Genomic DNA, 22,881 nt, shown 5'->3' on the forward strand with positions numbered 1-22,881 from the left:
CTTGCCCACCCCCACTTCCTGAACGAAAATCGATAAATTTTCCTGCCTTACCGGCCGTTTCGTCGCAGTTTTACGGCTGTTGCGTCGCACCTATTTGGGAGATCCGAATCCTTGGATTTCGCCCTCTCTCTCGCTTGAACTCGTTTCATGGCTGCAAGGCAATATGGGCATGAAAAGGCTGCGCTTCGCTTATGGAAACGCAGCCTCCTTCAATTTTATTCAGCCTTCAGGCCGCTTTCAGCATGTCATGCGGATCAAGGACAAACTTGACGGCCGCGCCCTGATCGAAGGTTTCATAGCCCTGGGCCGCATCCTCCAGGGAAATGATCTTCGCATTGACGATGTCGGCAATCGGCAGGCGGTCATGCAGGATCGCCTGCATCAGCTGGCGATTGTATTTCAGCACCGGGGTCTGCCCGGTATGGAACGACTGCGCCTTGGCCCAGCCCAGCCCGAAGCGGAGCGACAGGCTGCCCTGCCTGGCGGCGCTATCGACCGCGCCCGGATCCTCGGTCACATAGAGGCCGGGGATGCCGATCGAGCCGGCGGCGCGGGTGATCTCCATCATCTGGTTCAGCACGATGGCCGGCTGCTCGCCGCCGGAATGGCCGCGCGCCTCGAAGCCCACCGCGTCGATGGCGCTGTCCACCTCGTTCGTGCCGACCACATTCGCGATCAGGTCGCCCAGGCGGTCGCTTTTGCCCAGGTCGATCGGCTCGAAGCCCACCTTGGCGGCATGGGCCAGGCGGTCGGGGTTGAAATCGCCGATCATCACAACCGCCGCGCCAAGGATCCGGGCCGAGGCCGCCGCCGCCAGCCCGACCGGACCGGCACCGGCCACATAGACCACCGAGCCCACGCCGACGCCGGCCTTGACCGCGCCGTGAAAGCCGGTGGGCAGGATGTCCGACAGCATCGTCAGGTCGCGGATCTTGGCCATCGCCCGGTCGCGATCGGGCAGCTTCAGCAGGTTGAAGTCCGCATAGGGCACCATCACGTAGCGGGCCTGCCCGCCGATCCAGCCGCCCATGTCCACATAGCCATAGGCGCCGCCGGCGCGCTCGGGGTTCACCGTCAGGCAGACACCCGTGTCCTGCGACTTGCAGGTGCGGCAGCGACCGCAGGCGACGTTGAAGGGAACCGAGACGATGTCGCCGATCTCCAGCATCTCGACATCGCCGCCCTTCTCGATCACCTCGCCGGTGATCTCGTGGCCCAGGACCAGGCCGGGTTGCGCGGTCGTCCGCCCCCGCACCATATGCTGGTCCGAGCCGCAGATATTGGTCGAGATGACCTTCAGGATCACGCCATGCTCGATGCGGCGGCCGTTGGGCGCCTCCAGCCTTGGGTCCGCAATGTCCTGAACCTCGACCTTGCCGGGTTCCATGTAAACGACACCCCGATTTCTGCTCATGATCGCCCACTCCTCCATTGATCCAGGGTTGCGGCGGCACCTCTCCTCTCGCGCAGCGTCAGGCCACGCCCGCCAAGGCCGGGAAATGCGCGCGCCGAATGTCGTTACGTGACCACAGTCCACGGGCCGGCGGCTATCACGATAGCGAAGTCGAATTTCGCGAATCTGGAATTCTCGCGCTGCCGGCGATCCCTGGCGCAGCCGCCGCATGTTCGCCCGCGCCGCCACGAAGTGCGGGCCGGAACCCATCCGGCGACCTTCGGCGCGGCATCGGCCACCTTCACGCCTCGACCTCTAGCTTTCCAAGCGGCCGCGAGCAGCAGGCAAGGATGTAGCCTTCCTCGATTTCCTCGTCGAGGATCCCGCCGTTGTGGTTTATTTCCACCTCGCCCGAGAGCTTCAGGATCTTGCAGGTTCCGCAAAGGCCGGATTCGCAAGCGGCGGGGATGCGCACGCCCGCCGCGCGCGCGGCCTGAAGAACGGTCTGCCCCGGAAGGCATTCGCCCTCGACCCCGGACATGGTGAAGCTGACCGCGGTGACGCCCGTGCCCTCGACGCCGTCCACGCCATCGGGCGTGAAGACGACCGGCTCGGTGGGGGCCTCCTTGGGCGGCTCGCCGAAGCTTTCCTGGTGATAATGCGCCATGTCGAAACCGGCATCGCGCAGCAGATCCCGGATATCCTGCATGAAGGGTTCCGGGCCGCAGCAGAACACCTCGCGCTCAAGCAGGTCGGGCGCGAAAAGCGGCAGGCGGACCGCGTCGATCCGGCCCAGGTGCCCGGCCCAGCTTTTGTGAAGCGACCGCTCTTGCACGATGAAGCCAAGCGACAGGGCGGGCATGCGATGGCTGAGCAGCTCAAGCTCCTGCCGGAAGATCAGCTCCTCGGGCCGCCTGGCGCAATTGACGAAGGCGACGTCGGTGCCCGGCGCGCAATCGGAAAGCCAGCGCAGCATGGACATCATCGGCGTGATGCCCGAACCGGCCGAGATGAACAGGTATTTCGAGGCGGAATGCGCGAAATGCGTGAAATGCCCTGCCGGCCCATAGGCCTTGACCAGGCTGCCGGGCTTGAGGTTCTGGAACATCCAGCGCGTGCCGATGCTGGTCGGCTGCGCCTTGACCGTGACCGAAATCGAAAACGGCCGCGAGGGCGTGGACGACAAGGTGTAGGTCCGCATCAGCGGACCGTCGTCGGCGGGCAGATCAAGGGTGATGAACTGTCCCGGCTTGTATTTGAACCAGGTCTGCGCATCGGACCGGAAGGTGAAGGTCTTCACCTCCGGCGCCTCGTCGGTGACGCTGACCACCTCCAGAACCTGGAGGCGGTCGTTCCACGGCGTCATCTCGTCGAGGTGACGATAGACGTGGTGATCCGTCGGTTGGCCTGCCTGCATCACGTTATGCGACACTCTTCAGGGGCCTCGGGTCGCTGCCTTCCAGACGCGATCCCATGAAGGTCTTGTACCATTCGACGAACTGGATGACGCCGCCCTCGTGCAATTCGGAATAGGGGCCCGGCTCATAGGCGGGGGATTCGATGCCGCGGGCGTTTTCCTCGACGATCTGGCGGTCCTGGTCGTTGGTGTAGGTCCAGACATGGGTCAGGCGTTCGACGTCGTAGTCCACCCCCTCGACGGCATCCTTGTGGACCAGCCACTTGGTCGTGACCGCGGTCTGGTTCGGGCCGATCGGGGTGACGCGGAACGTCACCGCATGATCCATCAGGACATGGTTCCAGGTCGTCGGATAATGAAACAGCATCAGCGCGCCGATATGATCGGCCCGGACATCCGACAGCGTGCGGCCGACGGCGGGCTTGCCGTCCATGGTATAGCTGACCGCATCGCGCAGCAGCGGCGACCGGATCGCCCGGAACTGGCCGCTTTCATGCATGTGGAAGCGCGCGGGCAGCCCCGCGGCCTCGCATTTGTCCCAATGCGCGGCCATTTCCGGGTCATCGGCGCCGCCGGATATGCCGGTGACGTTCGGCGCCTCGGGATAGGTGCGGCAAAGCTCGGGGTGGTTGGCCGCGCAATGATAGCATTCGCGGTTGTTTTCCCACACAAGCTTCCAGTTGCCTTCCTCGATGATGGTCGTCTCATGCGCGACCTTCGCCTCCAGCAGGTTGTGGGGGGCGAAGTAGGGCTCCATCAGCGCGCGGAACGGCTGGAAGTCGGCCGGCTCCTTGGCAAGGCAGATGAAGATGTAGCCGGCCACGGTCTCGCAGGCGACCGGCTTGAGCGAATGCGCCGAGGTATCGAAGCCTTCCGCCATCTGGCGCGCGAAAAGCAGCTTGCCGTCCAGGTCGTAGGTCCATTGGTGATAGGGGCAGACCAGCTTGGCCGCAGTCCCCTTGGCCTGGGTGCAGACGCGGCTGCCGCGGTGGCGGCAGGCGTTGTGGAATGCACGGATGTCGCCGTTGCGGTCGCGCACGACGACGACCGGATAAGACCCGATCTGCAGGGTGAAATAATTGCCGGGCTTGGGAATTTCGCAGTTATGGCCGGCAAACAGCCAGTCACGATACCAGATCATCTCAAGATCGATCTGGAAAAACCCGGGATCCTTGTAAAAGGCCTGGGGCAAGGAATACCCGAATTGGTGCATTCGGATCATGTTCAGCATTTCACTTCGTATATCCATATCGTGGCTTCTCCCTGCACGACCATTCCCGCAAGCGCATGCAATGGGTAAATCCCGACACGAGCTTGCATTCCCCCGAGCGGCGCGGTTCATTCGCTGGCTGCTGGAAGGGAACTTACCCGATACGGAATCGGCAGGTTGGCATCTTAACGACGCAAGTCCGGCGCAAACATATCAGCGCCCCTTATCCGCCCCGGCCGCGATTCGCCGAAAGCGCGCGGCAGCAAGGCGGCGCGGCTAGAGCCCCTTGGGAACATGCGCGGGGCCGTCCCCTTCGGGTGCCTCGCCCAGGCCCATGCTGCGCACGTCCTGGGGCGTGCAACCGTAGAGGCGGCGGAACATGCGGCTGAGGTGCGAGGAATCGCAAAAGCCGCATTCGACCGAGATCATGGCGATCGTCTTGTTGCTGGACACCAGCAGGTGCCGGGCCAGCGCCAGCCTGAGGCCCATGAACGCAGCCTGGGGCGAGGTGTCCAGCGCCGCGCGGAAATGCCGTTCCAGCCGGCGCTTGCTGTGCCCCATGCGCTGCGCGATCTCGGACACGGAAAGCGGCGTGTCGATATGCTGCTGCATGATCAGCAGCGCGCGCTGGACCAGCGGATCATCGGTGCGCAGGCCGATGGGGATGCCCGGCTGGGGCTTGTCCGCCTGCAGGACGCCGTCGATGATCATGATGTGCAGGCTCTTGTTCGCCTGCGAGCGGCCGACGTGCTTTTCCACCAGATAGGCCGCAAGATGGGCGGAACTGGCCCCGCCGGAACAGGTCAGCCTGTCGCGATCCACCACGAAGATCTGGTCCGAGACGTGATCCAGGCCCTGGAACTGTTCAAGGAAATCCGCGCTGTGGAACCAGCTCACGCAGCATTTGTAGCCATCGAGCAATCCCGCCCGATGCAGCACGAAGGCGCCCGAGCACACCCCGATCAGCGGCACGCCGGCGGCGGCCGCCCGGTGCAGATAGGTCTTGTAGGCATGGCTGACGTTCTCGAGCCCGTCGGTCAGGCCGCCGACCACGGCGATATAGTCGAATCGAGTCGGGTCGCCCAGCTTCTCGTGCGGCTGCACGGCGACGCCGCAACTGGACATCACCACGTCCATCGTGTCCGAAAGCACCGACCAGCGGCACAGGATGGGACGGCTGCGGTCCCCCTCGTCTGCGGCCAGCCGCAGCACGTCGACGAAGTTCGCAAAGGCGCATAGCGTGAACTGCCGGGTCAGGAGGAAGCCGACCGAAAGCCGGGGACCAGCCTCCCTTGGCCGCAGGGATCCTTTGGCGACAGGGTAGGAACGGGAATGCCCTTCTCTCACGCCGACACCCATCTTCGATCTCCGATGATGCGCCCTATGGTTGGGTTTGTCGTAGCCATCTTGCTTGACCGGCGCAATTGTTCTTCTCGATCCCTGTTTTCGTCGCAATAGTCCGACGAACATTGCCGGGAACGCCACGGCCGCCACAGGGGATTCTGCACGAAAGGCAGGCCCGGCCGGCGACGGGGTGCCGCTTAGCTTCCGAAGCCGTCGGGAAGCAAGGGGAATCCGCGGCGGTCGGGAATGCGCAGCAAAGGGGGAACACTTGCGCTACAGGCTTCTACCCTATCCCGTGGCCGAGCCGTCCGGGCCGGCGGCCGCCGCCGCGGGGCCGGCCAGGCTTGCCGCAAGGGGCGCCTGCCCCACCCTCCTCTGCCTCAACATCTGGGAAAGGACCGCAAGATGAAAGTATTGGTGCCCGTCAAGCGGGTGGTCGACTTCAACGTCAAGATCCAGGTCAAGGCCGATGGGACCGGGGTCGATCTGTCGAACGTGAAGATGTCGATGAACCCCTTCGACGAAATCGCCGTGGAAGAGGCGATCCGCCTGAAAGAGGCGGGCAAGGCCGAAGAGGTCGTCGTGGTCTCGATCGGCCCGGCGCAAGCCCAGGAGACGCTGCGCACGGCCCTGGCCATGGGCGCGGATCGCGCCATCCTGATCAAGGTCGAGGACATGGTCGAGCCCCTGGCCGTCGCCAAGCTGCTGAAGGCCGTGGCGGATGCCGAAGGCCCGCGGCTGGTCGTCCTGGGCAAGCAGGCCATCGACGACGACGCCAACCAGACCGGGCAGATGCTGTCGGCCCTGCTGGGCTGGTCGCAGGCGACCTTCGCCTCGGCGGTCGCGCTTGAGGGCGACAAGGCTCGTGTCACGCGCGAGGTCGACGGCGGCCTGCAGGTGATCGAAGTCACCCTGCCCGCGGTCGTCACCGCCGACCTGCGGCTGAACGAGCCGCGCTATGCCAGCCTGCCCAATATCATGAAAGCCAAGAAGAAGCCGCTCGAGGAAAAGACCCCGGCGGATTACGGCGTGAACGTCGACGCGCGCCTGAAGGTGCTGAAAACCGAGGAGCCGGGCACCCGCAAGGCCGGCGTCAAGGTCGCCAGCGTCACCGAGCTGCTGGACAAGCTGAAGAACGAAGCCGGCGTTCTGCAATTCTGATCGGAGAGAAATCCCATGGCCATCCTGCTTTTCGCCGAACACGACAATGCTGCCCTGTCCGACCAGACCGCGCGCACGCTGACCGCCGCCCGCCGGATCGGCGGCGAGATCGACATCCTGGTGGCCGGCAAGGGCGCCGCCGCCGTGGCCCAGGCCGCCTCGGCCTTCCAGGGGGTCCGCAAGATCCTGCTGGCCGAAGCCGATGCGCTGGAGCATCGCCTGGCCGAGCCCGCCGCCGCGCTGATCGTTTCGCTGGCCGGCGACTACGACACCGTGATCGCCCCGGCGACCACCACCGGCAAGAACGTCCTGCCGCGCGTGGCCGCGCTTCTGGACGTGATGCAGGTTTCGGAAATCGTCGAAGTCGTCTCGGCCGACACGTTCAAGCGCCCGATCTATGCCGGCAACGCCATCCAGACGGTGCAGGCGACCGACGGCAAGAAGGTGATCACCGTGCGGACCTCGGGCTTCGAGGCGGCGCAGGCCGAGGGGGGCAGCGCCCCGGTCGAAACCATTGGCGAGACCGCCGACCCGCGCCTGTCCGGCTTTGTCGAAAACCGCCTCTCGGAAAGCGAGCGCCCCGAGCTGGCCTCGGCCCGCATCATCGTCTCGGGCGGCCGCGCCCTGGGCTCGGAAGAAAGGTTCCGCCAGGTGATCCTGCCTGTCGCCGACAAGCTCGGCGCCGCGGTCGGCGCCTCGCGCGCGGCTGTGGACGCGGGCTATGCCCCGAACGACTGGCAGGTCGGCCAGACCGGCAAGGTGGTCGCGCCCGAGCTTTACGTCGCCTGCGGCATTTCCGGCGCCATCCAGCACCTGGCCGGGATGAAGGACAGCAAGGTCATCGTCGCCATCAACAAGGACGAGGACGCCCCGATCTTCCAGGTTGCCGATTACGGCCTGGTCGCCGACATTCTCGATGCGCTGCCGGAGTTGGAGCGCGCGCTCTGACCCCCGCCGGATCGCTTGGCACGAGGAGGATGCCCATGACGGCACAGACAATCGACGGGAAGGCCCATGCCGACGGCCTTGGCGCCCGGATCAGCGGCGCCATCCCCTCCTTTCGGGAACAGACGGGCCGGCCGCCGGGCCTTGCCGTGGTCCTGGTCGGCACCGATCCGGCCAGCGAGGTCTATGTCAGCAGCAAGGGCCGCATGGCCCGCAAGCTGGGCATGGCAAGCTTCGAGCATATCCTGCCCGAGGCTACCACCCAGCAACAGCTTCTGGACCTGATCGCGCAGTTGAACGCCGATGACAGCGTCGATGGCATCCTGGTCCAGTTGCCGCTGCCCGCGCACCTGGATTCCCTGCCGGTGATCGAGGCGATCGATCCCGCCAAGGACGTGGACGGGCTGCACCCGTCCAGCGCGGGCCGCCTGGTGTCGGGGCTGCCCGGCCTCGTCTCATGCACGCCGCTGGGATGCCTGATGCTGCTCCGGTCGCAGCTTGGCAACCTTTCGGGGCTGGATGCCGTGGTGGTGGGCCGCTCGATCCTGGTGGGCAAGCCGATGGCGCAGCTGCTGCTGGCCGAGAACTGCACCGTGAGCATGGCCCATTCCCGCACCCGCGACCTGCCGGGAAAGATCCGCCAGGCCGACATCGTGGTCGCGGCCGCGGGCCAGGCCGAGATGATCAAGGGCGACTGGATCAAGCCGGGGGCGACGGTGATCGATGTCGGCACCAGCCGCATCGTCCGCGACGGCCGGAAGACGCTGGTGGGCGATGTCGAGTTCGCCTCGGCCCGCGGGGTCGCGGGGGCGATCACCCCGGTTCCCGGCGGCGTCGGCCCGATGACGATCATGTGCCTGATGCACAATACGCTGCTTGCCGCCTGTCGGCGCAAGGCGCTGGCCGAGCCACGGCTATGGTAGCGGCCCTGACGGCACATGCATCGACAACTGGACAAGGCATGACCCGCTTTGCGGGCCATGCCGTCGCATTTGGGCGGCCCGACTGCGCCTGCTGGCGGTCACGGGAACCCTTTCGTCACAATCTCCCTTCAGACATCGAGAGGACAGAACATGTCGGGATTTCCTGATAGAGCGCGGGTGGTCATCGTCGGCCTTGGCGGCATCGTGGGCGCCTCGGTCGCGCATCACCTGATCGAGCGCGGCTGGGACGATATCGTCGGCATCGACAAGTCGGGCATCCCGACCGATATCGGCTCGACCGCGCATGCGTCGGATTTCTGCTTTGCGACCAGCCACGATTTCCTCAGCACCTGGACCACGCTCTATTCCATCGATTTCTTCGAGAAGATGGGCCATTACGCCAAGGTCGGCGGGATCGAGGTCGCGCGGGTGGGCGACGAGACGCGCATGAACGAGCTCAAGCGCAAGGTCGCCTCGGGCAAGGCCTTCGGCACGCGGGCGACGATGATCAGCCCCGCCGAGGTCAAGGCGAAATTCCCGCTGGTCGAGGAAGACCAGATCCAGGGCGCGCTGTGGGATCCCGACGCGGGGCTGGTGGTGCCGCGCTCGCAGACCGTGGCGGGCAAGCTGGTCGACCAGGGCGTGGCCTCGGGCAAGCTGCGGGCCTTCGCCAATTGCCCGGCCACCTCGCTGGTGATCGAGGACGGGCGCATCCGGGGCGTCGTCACCCCGCGCGGCACCATCATGGCCGACCTGGTCATCGTCTGCGCCGGTCTCTGGGGCCGCCTGATCGCCGAGATGGCGGGCGAGGACCTGCCGGTCTTTCCGGTCGACCATCCGCTGACCTTCTTCGGGCCCTACGACGAGTTCGACAATACCGGCAAGGAGATCGGCTATCCGCTGCTGCGCGACCAGGGCAACTCGGCCTATCTGCGCGACACGGGCGACCCCAAGACCACCGAGGGCGGCCAGATCGAATGGGGCTATTACTACGAATCGGACCCGCGCCTCTGCCATCCGCGCGACATCCTGGAAAAGGAATACGCCCGCCTGTCGCCCTCGCAGCGCGACCTGGAGCTGGACGATGTGCTGTCGCCGCTGGAACGCGCCATCGAGCTGACCCCGATCCTGGGCGAGCTGGGCTATAACGAAAGCCATTCCTTCAACGGGCTGTTGCAGACCACCACCGACGGCGGGCCGTCCATCGGCGAAAGCCAGAAGGTGCGCGGGCTGTGGTATGCCGTGGCGATCTGGGTCAAGGACGCGCCCGGCATGGCCAAGCTGGTGGTGGACTGGATCACCGACGGGCGCACCGGCATCGACCATGCCAGCATCGACTATTCGCGCTTCAACCCCTTCGCATTGCAGGAAAAGTTCATAGAGGAACGCTGCATCGAGACGGCGGCCAAGATCTACAACCCGCCGGTCCACCCGCGCGAACCCTTCGCCGGCGGCCGCGGCATCCGCCGCTCGCCCTTCTACGAGCGCGAGGTGGAGCTGGGCGGCTACTTCATGGAGCTGGGCGGCTGGGAACGCGCCCATGGCTATGCCGCCAACGAACACCTGCTGGAGAAATACGCCGACCAGGTGCCGGTGCGCGAGCATGAATGGGACAACCGCCATTTCTGGCGCGTCTCGAATGCCGAGCATCTGGAGATGAGCGCGGATTGCGGCATCATCAACCTGTCGCATTTCCACATGACCGACATTGCCGGCCCCGATCACGTCGAACTGCTGGAATGGCTCTGCGCCGCCAAGATCGGCGGCGAGGGCAATATCGGCAAGGGGATCTACACGCATTTCCTCGATGACGAGGGCAATGTGCGCGCCGATTTCACCGTGTTCCGCCTGGCCGACCGCTGCCGGCTGGTCAACGGCGCCGATGCCGGGCCGCGCGACCTGAACTACATGCGCCGCGTGGCGCAGGACCGGGGCCTGGACGTCGCCATCGCCGACGTGACCGAGCAGTTCATCACCATCGGCATCTGGGGTCCGAACGCGCGGGTGAACCTGCAAAAGGTGGTCGAGGATCCGGCGGGGCTGGAAAAGGACGCCTTCCCCTTCGCCGCCATCAAGCCGATCCGCATCGCCGGCCGCGACGTGACCGCCTTCCGCATCTCCTATGTCGGCGAGCAGGGCTGGGAGCTGCACATGGCCTATGAGGACGGGCTGGTGGTCTGGGACGCCTTGCGGTCCACGGGCGTGATCGCGGTGGGGGTCGAGACCTACGCCAACTCGCGCCGGCTCGAAAAAAGCCTGCGGCTGCAGAACGCCGACCTGCGCACGGAATACAACCTCTACGAGGCCGGCCTGGCCCGTCCCAAGGTCAAGGAGGCCGATTTCCGCGGCAAGGCCAAGCACCTGGAATATCGCGCCCGCGACCACCAGCCGGCGATGCTCTGCACCCTGGTCATGACCGACAACGTGGACAGCAACGGCATCGCCCGCTATCCGGTCGGCATCCTGCCGGTGCAGGATGCCGAGACGGGCGAGGTTCTGGTCGACACCCTGGGCCGGCGGTCCTGGACCAGCTCGATCGTCTACGGCCCGACCATCGGCAGGAACATCGCGCTGGCCTACCTGCCCTGGTCGCATTGCCAGGAAGGCCGCAAGCTGACGGTCGAATACATGGGCGAAACCTTCCCGGTCGAGGTCGCCGCCGTCGGCTACAAGCCCCTCTACGACCCCGAGAACCTGAAGCCCAGAAGTTGACACGCGCCAAGCAGAAGGACCGGGCGCATGCCCGGTCCCCTGATCGCCCGACCCCTATTCGGCGCGAACGGGCAAAAGAATATCTGCCGGGGGGGGGTATCGGACGGACCCAAGACGGCATGACGAAAACCGGCCCGGCGCATTGCGCACCGGGCCGGTCTTTCATTCGGTTGCCGCGATCTGGACCTGAGCCCCGCGTTTGATTTCTTGCGCAAGCCGGGCGCTGGACGGAACCGTCAAGGCCAGAGAAACGAGCGGATCATCCCGCGTCGCTCCCTGGCCCTTTTCGTCATTATCCCATGCGCTCCGAGGCATATTCGCCCGGCGATGCGGGAAAGACAACGGTCTTGTTTCCGTTCAGGAAAACCCGGTGATGAATATGGGCATGAACCGCGCGAGCCAGCACCTGCGCCTCGACGTCGCGGCCAAGGCTGACATAATCGGCGGCGCTTTGGGCATGGGTGACGCGGATGATGTCCTGTTCGATGATCGGCCCCTCGTCCAGGTCGGCGGTCACGTAATGCGCCGTCGCCCCGATCAGCCGGACCCCGCGCTCATAAGCCTGCTTGTAGGGGTTGGCGCCCTTGAAGCTGGGCAGGAAGGAATGGTGGATATTGATGATCCGGCCCGACATTTCGCGGCACATCTGGTCCGACAGCACCTGCATATAGCGCGCCAGCACGATCAGCTCGGCCCCGGTGTCGCGCACCACCTGCATGATGGCAGCCTCGGCCTCGGGCTTGGTTTCAGGCGTGACGCGGATGCAGTGAAACGGGATGTCCTCGTTCACCACCTGCCTCTGGTAATCGGTATGGTTCGAGATCACCGCAACGATTTCGACCGGCAGTGCCCCGATGCGCGACCGATACAGAAGGTCGTTGAGGCAATGGCCGAAACGCGACACCATCAGGACGACCCTGGCTTTTTGCGACAGGTCGCGGATTTCGCAATCCATCTGGAACTCTCGGGCCGTGGCGGCAAAGCCCTGCGCCAGCCCTTCGCCGTCCCGATCCGACTGAAAGCGCAGCCGCATGAAGAACCGGCCGTTTTCCTGATCGGTGAATTGCGAACTGTCCTGGATGTCGCAGCCGGCAGCGGCCAGATAGCCCGATACGGCGGCAACGATGCCCGCGCGCGTCGGACAGGAAACTTTCATCACGTGATTGGTCATATCTTTTCTCTCCCCCCGGAAATCAAGAGCCGGGCAAATCCGCGGGAATGCCGCCCTGCTTGATTTCGAAGCATTTCAAGATCGTGCTGCGTCGGTTTCGCCCCAGGCCGCGGCGCAAGCCGCGCGACGCCATGAAGCAAGGCATGAAATGCTTCGAAACATGGCATGTCGCGACCCGATGGTTATGGCGTGTCCGAAATGGTTACGACCTGTCCGAATTTCGCGAAAGAACAACTGCGTCATCGAAACGTAACATTGCGCCGCGCTTTTGCGCGATATGGGTGGGAAATGCCCTTGCCGCTTTGCCCCGCCGAACCGTGATCGCCATCCGGTTCGACACGTCCCAAAATTACCGGCACGCCGTCGCAGATGTTATTGGACCCATGCCGCCGTTAAATTACCTCCCTTGTCCTGGCTGGCCCGGCATCTGCATATGCGGGGGTTGCCGTGGCCACGGGGCAGCGCTTCACATGAACAAGTTGGCTAACAAAGAGAAAGCGTTCATATTCCTGCTCATGCCGGAATTCACGCTGCTTGCCTTTTCATCCGCCGTCGAAGCCCTGCGCATGGCGAATGCCGCCATTGGATACGATGTCTATACCTGGAAGGTCGTCGCGCCCCAAGGGGACGAGGTCCAGTCCAGTTGCGGCGTGCAAATCCATTGCGACAGCTCGGTCGCGGCTTTGCGTCGCTCGGTGAATGCCTCGATCCGCGATTCGACGATCATCGTCTGCGGCGGCCTGAATATCCAGATCCATTCCGACAGGGCGACCGAGTCCTGGCTGCGCGAATGCAAGCAGAGCGGCTGCATGATCGGAAGCCTTTGCACCGGCGCATATATCCTGGGCCAGGCCAAGCTTCTGGGTGAAAGGAAATGCGTCATCCATTGGGAAAATGCCGCCAGCTTCGGCGAGCAATTCCATGACGCCTCGGTCCGTGCCGCCCTGTTCGAGATCGACAACGGGATCGCGACCTGCGCCGGCGGGATGGCCGCGTTCGACATGATGCTCTACCTGATCCAGCAGGAACATGGCGAGGAAATCGTCGCCGCGATCTGCGAGCGCGCGATTGTCGACCGCATCCGCAATCCGGGGGACCGGCAAAGGTCCATTCTCACGTCGCATGTCAACAGGCAAAACCAGGTCGTGACAACCTTGATCGAGCGAATGCAGGAATCGCTGACCGATCCGATTCCCGTCAAGGACATATTGTCGGGCATCGGGTTGACGCGCCGCCAGGTCGAAAGGATCTTTCAGCAGGAGCTGCATATTTCCCCCGCCAAGTATTACATGAAGCTCAGGCTGGAACGCGCCAGGCTTCTGCTGCACCAGACGAATACCCCGATCGTGGACATCGCCATGGCAAGCGGGTTTTCCTCGGCCTCGCATTTTTCCAAGGCCTATCGGGATTTTTACGGCCATTCGCCCCACAGGGCACGCAAGGGCGCCGGGATCAGGAAGAATGAGCCGGACGGGATCACGCCTTCCCGCCGGAAAGGGACGCCCTGACCGAAAGCCCGATCGACAGGAACACCATCGCCACGCCCAGCCCCTGCTGCGCGTCCAGCGTCTCGTGCATGAGGCCGATGCCCAGAAGCAATGCCACCACCGGGCTGAGGAATGCCAGCACCGAAACCCGGCTGCCCAGCCGCTGCACGCCGCCGACCCAGAGCCAATAGCCCAGGGCGGTCGCGAACAGCACCAGATAGCCCAGGCCCAGGCTGTTGCGCATGTCCCAATGCGCGGGCAGGCCCTCGACCAGCAGGGCAATGGGCAGGATCAGGGCGCCCCCGATCAGCAATTGCCATGCCGTCATCTGCACCGGCGGCGCAAGATCGCGCCAGCGCTCCATCAGCACGATGCCGAGCGCCATGGACAATGCCGCGCCGATACCCGCCAGGACGCCGGCCGGGTCGAAGGCGAGGCCGCCGTTCAGCACCATTAGCCCGACGCCGGCCATGCCCAGCACCGCCAGCGCGATCTGGCCCATCCCCGGCCGCCGCCCCAGCAGCGGCCATGCCAGGAACGCGACCAGCAAGGGCTGGCAGGCGGCCAGCGTGGCGGTGATCCCGCCCGGCAGCCGGGCCGCGCTGATCAGCAGCAAGGCAAAGAACAGGCCGATATTGGTCAGCGCCAGCACGGTGACGGGAAACAGGATGCGGCGCGGCGGCAGGCGCCGGACCAGAAGCAGCAGCAAGAGCCCCGCCGGCAACGCCCGCAGCGCCGAGATCAGCACCGGGTGATCCGTCGGCAATGCCTGGACGAAGACGACATAGGTCGTGCCCCAAAGCATCGGCCCGATGGCGGTGCCGATGAAGCGGCCGGCATTGTGGTCAGCCATGGCCAATCCTCGCGGTCGGGATGATCCTTGCCAGCGCGCCGGTCAGCGCGCCAGTTCCGGCGTCCAGTCTCCGGGCTCGGGCTGGCGGGTCAGGTAGCTGATCACCATGTCGACCAGATGTGCCTGCCGATGCTCGATATTCTCGGGCGCGCTCAGCTTTCGGTTGAACAGCATCGACAGCGTGTGCTGGTTCGACAGGTAGAAATAGCCCAGACCCGAGATCGAGATATACAGCTCGACCGGATCGACGCCCTTGCGGAACACGCCCTGCTCTTCCCCGGCCCGCAGGATCTCGCGCAGGTTTTCCGACAGCCGGTCATACATGCTGCGGATGATCGTGGACTTGGCGATATGCCGGGCGCGATAGAGGTTTTCGGTGTTCAGCATCACGATCACGTCCGGCTCTTCGACGAAGACCCGGAAGGTGTTCTCGCAAAGCCGGATCATCGCGCTGAGCGGGTCGAGCCCGTTCACCGGAACGTCGCTTTGCCGGCGGCGGAGCGTCTCGTAGGTGCGTTCGAGGATGCGGATATACAGATCCTCCTTGCCGCGGAAATAGTGGTAGAGCAGGTTCTTGCTGACCTTGGCCCGCGCCACGATGGCGTCCACGCGCGCGCCGTCATAGCCGCGGCGCGCGAATTCGGCCTGCGCCGCCGCGAGGATCTTTTCCTGCGTCCGTATCGCATCCCGGATAGCGGGTTTCTCCGCCATCTGCCCTCCTACCCCTTCCGGCAAAGGGCCGTTCAGCACGGCACCTTCTGCCTTTCCCTCACAAAGGGCGCGCAACGCTCGACCGAAACGGCGACCGTTTCGTTGCCGTCGCGCAACCACCAGTCGAACTTCGAGAACAGCTCGATCTCGAAGGGACCGTCATAGCCGATCTCGTCGAGAAGCGCCTTGCACCCCGCGAAGTCGACCACGCCGTCGCCGATCATGCCCCTGTCATGGTATAGATCGCGGGTCGGCACAAGCCAGTCGCACAGATGGAAGGTGAGGATGTTTTCCGGCCCCGCCTGGCGCAGTCCCGGCAGGAAACCGGCGTCCCACCAGCAATGATAGGTGTCGGCGACGATGCCCGTGCCGTCGCCCAGGCTGCGGCAAAGATCCAGGCAATGCGCAAAGCTGTTGAGACAGCTGCGATCGGCGGCATACATCGGATGCAGGGGCTCGAGGCCCAGCTTGACCCCGACCTGCCGGGCATGGGGCAAAAGCTCTTCCAGCGCGCCGATCACCCGCGACCGCGCCGCCGCCAGATCCTTTTCCCCCGTGGCCAGCCCGCCCGGCACCACGACAAGGCAGGGCGCGCCGATCTCGGCCGCCGCGTCCAGACGACGGCGGTTTTCGGCAAGAGCGGCGGCAAAGCCGGCCTTCTCCGCGATATTGACCCAGGCGCTGGTGCAAAGGCAGGGCACGAACAGCCCGGCATCGCGGATCAGCCGGGCGCCCCGCCCGACCCCGGCGGCGTCCAGATAATCCATCCAGACCCCGATCCCGGCCACCCCCTGGCGGGCATAGCCATCGACCGCCTGTTCAAGGGTCCAGTCGCGCGTGGTGATCTGGTTGATCGCAAAGCGGCGCAGATCGGGCATCAGGCCATCTCCGGTTGCAGATTGCGCAGCTCGGCCGTCGCCTTTTCGTCGATCCGGCCATCCTCGATCACGACGCGGTAATGCTCGCGGGCGAAGGCCGGGGTGATCTTGCCGTCCAGCGCATCCTCCAGCACCTGCTCCAGCGGGCGCTGCAACGGGTCGCCATAGCCGCCGCCGCCGGCCTGTTCGTGGCGGATCACGTCGCCCCTGGTGACATTGCGCGTGACCTTGCTGTCCAGCAGCTCGAACGCGCCGCCGTTCAGGCTCAGCAGGTTGCGCGAGGACGCGGCCGGATTGCCACCGAAGAGGCCATAGGGCCGATGCTGGTAACGGTCGGCGCGCAGTTGCAGCACCGCATCCTCGGCCAGCAAGCGGTATTGGCGCACGACGCCCAGGCCGCCGCGCTGCCTGCCTGCACCGCAGGAATCGGTGCGCAGCGAATATTCCTCGATACGGATCGGATAGGTCGATTCCATCAGCTCGACCGGCATGTTCGACATGTTCTGCGACGGGTTGGTGATCGCGTCGATGCCATCCTTGGTGGCACGCGCGCCCAGGGCACCGTTGATCATGTCGACCATGACGAATGGCTGGCGGGTTTGCCTGTCATAGCCGCCCAGGCAGACCACCGAATTGCCGCCCTCGCCCGCCGCCGCGACGCGGGTCGGCACGATCTTGGACAGCGCGCCAAGCACGGTATCGACCACGCGATAGCCGGTCAGGGCGCGCGCCGCCACCGGCGCCGGGAAATGCGGGTTCAGGAAGCAGCCCTTCGGCGCCGCGATGTCGATGGCGCGATACATGCCCGAATTGTTCGGCACCTCGCTGTCCAGCGTGCAGCGGATCGCCAGGTAGGTCGCCGATTTCACGAAGGACAGGGTCGAGTTGATGGCGCCCTTGACCTGGGGTGAGCTGCCGGTGAAGTCCACCTCCAGATGGTCGCCCTTGACGGTGATCGTCACCTTGATCGGGATCGGCGCCGGGTCGAAGCCGTCGCCGTCGATGTAATCGGTGAACTCGTAGCTGCCATCGGGCCACTTGGCGATCTCGTTGCGGGTCAGCCGCTCGCCATAGTCCAGGAAGTCGGCAAGGAACTGGTTGAAGACAGGCGCGCCGTATTTGTCGACGATGCGCAGCAATTCGCGCTCGCCAAGCGCACAGGTCGCCAGCTGCGCCTCGATGTCGCCGATGACCAGGTCCGGCAGGCGCACGTTGCGGCCGATGATGTCGAAAACGATGTCGTTGCGGACCCCGCGGTCATAAAGCTTCAGCGGCGGCAGGCGCAGCCCCTCCTGGAAGATCTCGGTCGAGTCGCTGGCGTTCGAGCCGGGCACGCGGCCGCCCACGTCGCAATGGTGGCAGATCACCACCGAGAAGCCGAGGTGTTCGTCGCCATGGAAGATCGGCTTGAACATGAAGATGTCGGGCAGGTGCATGCCGCCTTCATAGGGATCGTTGAAGATGATGACGTCGCCGGGGTGCAGGTCGCCCTGGAACCGCGCCAGCAGCGCCTCCATCGCGTCGGGCACGGCGCCCAGGTGCAGCGCCACGGTCTTGGCCTGCGCCAGGATGCGGCCCTTGGCGTCGCACATGGTGGTGGAATAATCCAGCACGTCGCGGACGATGGGCGAACGCGCGGTCCGCATCACCGTATAGGCCATGTCGTCGACGATGGATTCGACGGCGCTTTTCAGCACGGCGAAGGTGATCGGGTCGTTGGCGGAAATCTCGGCCATGACGGCGCTCCTTACGAAAGGCGGATGTGAAGGTTCAGGAAGTCGTCGCGCTCGACCGTGGCATCCGGCGGAACGACCACGGTCGAGTCGTTCGATTCCAGGACGACCGGGCCGGTCAGCTTGCGCGGCGAGCGGGTGCGGTCATAGACCGGGGTTTCGATCCAGCCGGCATCCTTGCCGAAATAGACCTTGCGCCGCGAGACCGGCCCCGCCTCTTCGTGATCCGGCGCCGAGAGCTTGCGGAAATCCAGCCGCCCCTGGCGCAGCCCGCGGCCGGTCATGCGGATGCCGACCACCTCGACCGCGTCGGACGACACATAGCTGTAGATCGAACGATAGGTTTCCAGGAAATCCTCGCGCACGCGGGCCGGATCGAAGGGTTCGGCAAAGGGGATCGCCAGCGACATTTCCTGGCCGCGAAAGCGCATGTTCGCCTCGGGCAGCAGTTCCATCGCCTCCTCGGGGATGCCCTCCTCGCGCAGGTTGGCGATGGCCTGCCGGCGCAGATCCGCGGTCGCGGCGGCAAGGTCTTGCAGGTCCACATCCTCGACCACCCGACCGATGGGGGCGGTGAAATAGCGCTCGATGTCGCCCGAAAGCATGCCCATGGCGGTAAAGACGCCAGGCGTGGCCGGGATCAGCAGCTTGTCCATCGACAGAAGCGAGGCGATGGCGGCGGCATGCACGGGGCCCGAGCCGCCGATGGCGACCAGGGTGAAGTCGCGCGGGTCCACGCCGCGCTCGACAGTCACGGCGCGGATGGCGCGGGCCATGTTGGCGTTCACCACCTCGCGGATGCCATGGGCGGCCTCGGTCGCCTCAAGGCCAAGCGCGTCGCCGAGCCGGGCGGCGATGGCGGCCTCGGACGCGGCCTTGTCCAGGTGGCGCGCGCCGCCGGCCAGTTCCTCGGGCAGGTAGCCCAGCACCAGGTTCGCATCCGTCACCGTGGGCGCGTCGCCGCCAAGGCCGTAGCAGACCGGCCCCGGATCAGCCCCGGCCGAAAGCGGCCCGACCCGGATCAGCCCGGCGCTGTCCAGCGCGGCGATGGAGCCCGCGCCGCTGCCCACCTCGGCCACGTCGACGGTCGGCACGCTCATCATGTAGCCCCCGGCCTTGATGAAGCGCGAAGGCGTCGAGATCCCGGCGCGGAACTCGTATTCGCTGACCCGGCTCAACTCGCCGCCATTGACCAGCGTGGCCGAGGCGGTGGTGCCGCCCATGTCGAAGATGACCAGGTTTTCCTGGGCCAGCGCCTCGCCCAGGCGGGCGCCGCCGACGGCGCCGGCCGCCCGTCCCGACGAGATGAAGAACACCGGCTTCTCGCAGGCGGTCTCGGCCGAGGCCAGCGCGCCGTTCGAGTTGCTGACCAGCAGCGGCGCATTCACGCCCAGCCTTCTGATGCCGGTCTGCAGGCGCTGCAGATAGGCGGCCAGGACCGGCCCGACATAGGCGTTCACGACCGTGGTGCTGGTGCGTTCGTATTCCTTGGCCTCGGGCAGGACCGAGACCGAGGTGGTGATCTGGACCTTGGGGAAGCGCGCGCGGATCAGTTCCTCGGCGCGCTGTTCATGGACGGGATTGCGATAGCTGTTCAGGAAGCAGACGGCGATGGAGTCCACCCCCGCCTCGACCAGGGCGGCGGCGGCGGCGATGACGCTTGCCTCGTCCAGCGGCGTGATGACGGTGCCGTCGGCGGCGATGCGTTCCTGCGCCTCCAGCCGGTGCCGGCGCGGGATCAGCGGCGCGGGCTTGTCCCATTGCAGGTCGAACATGTTCGGCGTGCGCAGCCGGCCGATCTCCAGCACGTCGCGGAATCCGGCCGTGGTGATCAGGCCGGCCCGCGCGCCGACCTTTTGCAAGAGCGTGTTCGAGCCGACGGTGGTGCCATGCACGATCTCGCGCACATCGGCGACCGAGATGCCCGAATCCCGCACCAGGTCCGAGATGCCGGCGATCACCGCCTCCTCGGGGGCCGCGGGGGTCGAGGGCACCTTGGCATGATAGAGCCGCCCGTCGCCCTCGATCATCACGAGATCGGTGAAGGTGCCGCCGATGTCGACGCCGATTCGCGCAGTTCTGGTCGCTGAAACCGTCATGATTCCCATCCTTGTTGTACTAGTTGGTTAGTTTAGTAACACGCAGGTTTCCGAACCGACAAGCGATTTTTTATTCTATATATACCAGTATATTACTGATGTTTTTTGCCGGATACGCTAAAGAAACTTGATTACAATTGGACTAGTAGTGCTATTAATCATCTTGGAAACAAGAACACCCGCGGGCGATTCGCCGCAGGCCGCACAACAGGAGAGGACGAATGAGAAAGATGCAGATCTTGCCGCCAGCCGCCGCCGCTGCGCTGCTGATCCTGGCCGGGCCCGGCTGGGCGCAGGACAAACTGACCGTGCGGCTGGACTTCTCGCCATGGGGCAGCCATGCCGCCATGCACCTGGCCCAGCAGCAGGGCTGGTTCAAGGAAGCCGGGCTGGATGTGGACGTGCAGGACGGGCGCGGCTCGGGCAATACCTTGCAGCTGGTCAACGCCGGCCAGGTCGATGTCGGCCAGATCCAGCTGGGCCTGGTCCCGGCGGCGCGCCAGGGCGGCGCCAAGGTCAAGGGCATCGCCGGCTGGGACCGCCGCACCGATCTTTGCGTGCTGGTCGACAAGGATGCGCCGGTCGAGCAGATCGCGGATCTCAAGGGCAAGAAGATCGTCGTCTTCGCCGCCAGCCCCTGGGCGCCCTATATCGACACCTTCCTGGCCGCCGGCGGGCTGGATCGCAACAACACCCCCATCGAGTTCGTCGATGCCTCGGCCTTGTGGGGCACCTATACCTCGGGGCGGGCGGACGGGATGATGTCCACCGTCGCCTCGGCCCTGCCGTTGGCCGAGGCGCAGCGGCCGTCGAAATGCCTGACCTCGGATTCGGCCGACCTGTTCTTTCCCAGCTACGGCCTGGTCGCCTCGGACGACACGATCGCCAACCGGGCGGAGGCGCTGGAGAAGCTGGTCGCGGTCCAGCAGCGCGCCTGGGCGGAAATCGCCAAAAATCCCGACCTGGGCGTCGAGGCGATGCAGGCCCAGCGTCCCGATGCCATGCTGAACCCGGACGTGCTGCGCGAACAGATCCGCCTGACCGTGGAATATTTCGACACGCCCGCGACCCAGGGCAAGCCGCTGGGCTGGCAGGCGGACGAGGATTGGGAAGCCGCGCTGAAGGGCATGGAGCGTGCCGGCGTGGTCAATCCCGGCTGGCAGGTCGCCGACTATTTCACCAACGACCTGATCCAGGAATGAGGCGGTGGGCATGAACATGATGGCCGGCACCACCCCCGACACCTATCTGCGCATCAAGGGGGCGGGCAAGACCTACCCCTCGCAGCACGGGCCCGTCGTCGCGCTCAGCGACATCAACCTGGACGTGCGTCCGGGCGAGTTCCTCAGCATCGTCGGGCCCAGCGGCTGCGGCAAGAGCACGCTGCTGAAATGCCTTGCCGGGCTGGAAGACATCACCTCGGGCGGCATCACCGTTTCCGGCAAGCCGCTGGCCGGGCCGCCGGACCGCATGGGCGTGGTGTTCCAGCGCGACGTCCTGCTGGACTGGCGCACCATCCTGGACAACGTGCTGTTGCAGGCCGAATTCCTAGGCCACCCGCGCGAGCAATACCGCGACCGCGCCTTGCAGCTGCTGGAACGTTTCGGGCTCAAGGGCTATGAAAAGCGCCATCCTTGGGAGCTGTCGGGCGGCATGCGGCAGCGCGCCTCGATCTGCCGGGCGCTGCTGTGCGATCCCGACCTGCTGCTGATGGACGAGCCCTTCGGCGCGCTGGACGCGATGACCCGCGACGACCTGAACGTCGAGCTGGCCCGCATGTGGCAGGAGACCAGCAAGACGGTGATCTTCATCACCCATTCGATCTCCGAGGCGGTCTTTCTGGCCGACCGCGTGGTGATGATGTCGCGCGGGCCGGGCCGCATCGTCGATGTCTTCGACGTGGACCTGCCCCGGCCGCGCCCGCTGTCGGTGCGCGAATCCGATGCCTTCGGCGTCTATGCCCAGCGTATCCGCCATCATTTCGCCGAATTGGGAGTGCTCAAGGAATGAAAGACAGCCTCATCGCGAAAATCATGCGGGACAATCGCTCGCTCGACATCGTCCTGGTGCTGCTGGGAACGATCCTGCTGTGGGAACTGGGGGTGCGGCTGTTCAATCCGCCGGCCATCATCCTGCCCGCGCCCTCGGCGATCTGGGCGGCCTTCATGCAAAGCCCCTGGGTGTTCATCCGCAACATGCTTTATACGCTGATGACCACGGGCCTGGCCTTCGTCATCTCGGTGGTGCTGGGCGTGATCATGGCCGTCGGCATCGTGCAGTCGAAATTCCTCGAGCGCACGGTCTACACCCTGCTCATCGCCATCAACTCGGTGCCCAAGGTGGCGCTGGCGCCGCTGTTCGTGATCTGGCTGGGCACCGGCGTATCCTCGCAACTGGCGGTGGCGGTGATGCTGGCGATCTTTCCCATCGTCATCAACACCGTCCTGGGCCTGCGCTCGGTCGATCCCGACATGCTGAACCTCGCCAAGGCGACGCGGGCCTCGAAATTCGACATCATCTACAAGATCCGGGTGCCGAACGCCCTGCCCTCGCTGTTCTCGGGCATGAAAGTGGGCATCTCCTTCGCGCTGGTCGGCGCCATCGTCGGAGAATTCGTCGCCGGCGGCCGCGGCCTGGGCTTCCTGGTGCTGACCGCACAGGGCCAGTTCGACACCACGCGCGTCTTCGTCTCGCTGGTGCTCTTGGGAGTAATGGGGACGATCCTGTTCTATGCCGTCGACGTGATGGAGCGGATCGCCCTGCCCTGGCACAGCTCGCAACGCCAGCCCAATGCCTGAGCCAGGGGGCCGTCCAGCCCCCTTTTCCCAGCCGATCCGAAAGACA

At 65.3% G+C, this 22,881-nt stretch carries 18 protein-coding genes; 8 read left to right on the forward strand and 10 right to left on the reverse strand.

Features of this window, described 5'->3' with window-relative positions:
* Positions 1–226: 226 nt before the first annotated feature.
* From fdhA to E3U26_RS16200, 4 genes are all read right to left on the reverse strand, one after another.
* Positions 227–1,414, reverse strand: coding sequence for a formaldehyde dehydrogenase, glutathione-independent (gene fdhA / locus E3U26_RS16185; protein ID WP_499106009.1), 1,188 nt, complete (start codon positions 1,412–1,414; stop codon positions 227–229).
* A 280-nt stretch (positions 1,415–1,694) separates the two neighbouring features.
* On the reverse strand, positions 1,695–2,810 hold the full coding sequence (locus E3U26_RS16190; protein WP_499106010.1) for an FAD-binding oxidoreductase: 1,116 nt from the start codon (positions 2,808–2,810) through the stop codon (positions 1,695–1,697).
* Positions 2,811–2,814: 4 nt separating this feature from the next.
* Entirely contained in the window at positions 2,815–4,059 is a 1,245-nt protein-coding gene (locus E3U26_RS16195) for an aromatic ring-hydroxylating oxygenase subunit alpha (RefSeq protein ID WP_499106011.1), read from the reverse strand.
* 237 nt (positions 4,060–4,296) lie between these two features.
* Positions 4,297–5,379 carry a GlxA family transcriptional regulator gene (locus tag E3U26_RS16200; RefSeq protein ID WP_114536817.1) on the reverse strand — a complete coding sequence of 361 codons (1,083 nt, stop codon included), beginning with the start codon at positions 5,377–5,379 and terminating at the stop codon, positions 4,297–4,299.
* Between the two features lie 390 nt (positions 5,380–5,769).
* Between E3U26_RS16200 and E3U26_RS16205 the strand changes: the two genes are divergently transcribed.
* The 4 genes from E3U26_RS16205 (at position 5,770) to E3U26_RS16220 (ending at position 11,105) form a co-directional block, all read left to right on the forward strand.
* A complete protein-coding gene (locus E3U26_RS16205) occupies positions 5,770–6,525 on the forward strand; it encodes an electron transfer flavoprotein subunit beta/FixA family protein (protein WP_499106013.1) in 756 nt (251 codons plus the stop codon).
* 15 nt (positions 6,526–6,540) lie between these two features.
* Positions 6,541–7,473 carry an electron transfer flavoprotein subunit alpha/FixB family protein gene (locus tag E3U26_RS16210; RefSeq protein ID WP_499106014.1) on the forward strand — a complete coding sequence of 311 codons (933 nt, stop codon included), beginning with the start codon at positions 6,541–6,543 and terminating at the stop codon, positions 7,471–7,473.
* Positions 7,474–7,508: 35 nt separating this feature from the next.
* Positions 7,509–8,393 (forward strand): bifunctional methylenetetrahydrofolate dehydrogenase/methenyltetrahydrofolate cyclohydrolase FolD, encoded by an 885-nt coding sequence (folD, locus tag E3U26_RS16215; RefSeq protein ID WP_449044793.1) that lies wholly within the window; start codon positions 7,509–7,511, stop codon positions 8,391–8,393.
* Between the two features lie 150 nt (positions 8,394–8,543).
* A complete protein-coding gene (locus tag E3U26_RS16220) occupies positions 8,544–11,105 on the forward strand; it encodes a GcvT family protein (RefSeq protein WP_499106015.1) in 2,562 nt (853 codons plus the stop codon).
* Between the two features lie 292 nt (positions 11,106–11,397).
* On the opposite strand, the gene purU is transcribed toward E3U26_RS16220, so the two are convergent.
* On the reverse strand, positions 11,398–12,276 hold the full coding sequence (gene purU / locus E3U26_RS16225) for a formyltetrahydrofolate deformylase (protein WP_499106016.1): 879 nt from the start codon (positions 12,274–12,276) through the stop codon (positions 11,398–11,400).
* Between the two features lie 143 nt (positions 12,277–12,419).
* Here purU and E3U26_RS16230 point away from each other — a divergent pair, with 143 nt between their 5' ends.
* Entirely contained in the window at positions 12,420–13,784 is a 1,365-nt protein-coding gene (locus tag E3U26_RS16230; protein ID WP_499106017.1) for a GlxA family transcriptional regulator, read from the forward strand.
* Here the strand turns inward: E3U26_RS16230 and E3U26_RS16235 are convergent.
* Genes E3U26_RS16235 through E3U26_RS16255 form a run of 5 tightly spaced genes read right to left on the reverse strand, consistent with a single transcriptional unit; the run spans position 13,753 to position 20,037 of the window.
* Complete coding sequence (locus E3U26_RS16235; RefSeq protein WP_499106019.1) at positions 13,753–14,616, reverse strand: EamA/DMT transporter family protein; 864 nt, start codon at positions 14,614–14,616, stop codon at positions 13,753–13,755. The genes E3U26_RS16230 and E3U26_RS16235 overlap by 32 nt on opposite strands.
* Before the next feature lie 42 nt (positions 14,617–14,658).
* Positions 14,659–15,327, reverse strand: a complete 669-nt coding sequence (locus E3U26_RS16240) for a TetR/AcrR family transcriptional regulator (RefSeq protein ID WP_052096120.1) — start codon at positions 15,325–15,327, stop codon at positions 14,659–14,661.
* Positions 15,328–15,359: 32 nt separating this feature from the next.
* A complete protein-coding gene (locus tag E3U26_RS16245; RefSeq protein WP_499106020.1) occupies positions 15,360–16,205 on the reverse strand; it encodes a sugar phosphate isomerase/epimerase family protein in 846 nt (281 codons plus the stop codon).
* Positions 16,205–17,941 (reverse strand): hydantoinase B/oxoprolinase family protein, encoded by a 1,737-nt coding sequence (locus tag E3U26_RS16250; RefSeq protein WP_036758014.1) that lies wholly within the window; start codon positions 17,939–17,941, stop codon positions 16,205–16,207. The genes E3U26_RS16245 and E3U26_RS16250 overlap by 1 nt, the downstream gene beginning before the upstream one ends.
* Before the next feature lie 11 nt (positions 17,942–17,952).
* Positions 17,953–20,037: a hydantoinase/oxoprolinase family protein gene (locus E3U26_RS16255; protein WP_499106021.1), complete on the reverse strand. Its 2,085-nt coding sequence runs from the start codon at positions 20,035–20,037 to the stop codon at positions 17,953–17,955.
* 221 nt (positions 20,038–20,258) lie between these two features.
* Here E3U26_RS16255 and E3U26_RS16260 point away from each other — a divergent pair, with 221 nt between their 5' ends.
* Genes E3U26_RS16260 through E3U26_RS16270 form a run of 3 tightly spaced genes read left to right on the forward strand, consistent with a single transcriptional unit; the run spans position 20,259 to position 22,835 of the window.
* Complete coding sequence (locus E3U26_RS16260) at positions 20,259–21,239, forward strand: ABC transporter substrate-binding protein (RefSeq protein ID WP_499106022.1); 981 nt, start codon at positions 20,259–20,261, stop codon at positions 21,237–21,239.
* Between the two features lie 19 nt (positions 21,240–21,258).
* Positions 21,259–22,047 (forward strand): ABC transporter ATP-binding protein, encoded by a 789-nt coding sequence (locus E3U26_RS16265; protein ID WP_175562312.1) that lies wholly within the window; start codon positions 21,259–21,261, stop codon positions 22,045–22,047.
* Complete coding sequence (locus E3U26_RS16270; protein WP_072461304.1) at positions 22,044–22,835, forward strand: ABC transporter permease; 792 nt, start codon at positions 22,044–22,046, stop codon at positions 22,833–22,835. Before E3U26_RS16265 ends, E3U26_RS16270 begins: the two co-directional genes overlap by 4 nt.
* Positions 22,836–22,881 lie beyond the last annotated feature (46 nt).

Origin of the sequence: Paracoccus ferrooxidans, from assembly GCF_029909815.1 — a bacterium.
Taxonomy (GTDB): Bacteria; Pseudomonadota; Alphaproteobacteria; order Rhodobacterales; family Rhodobacteraceae; genus Paracoccus; species Paracoccus versutus.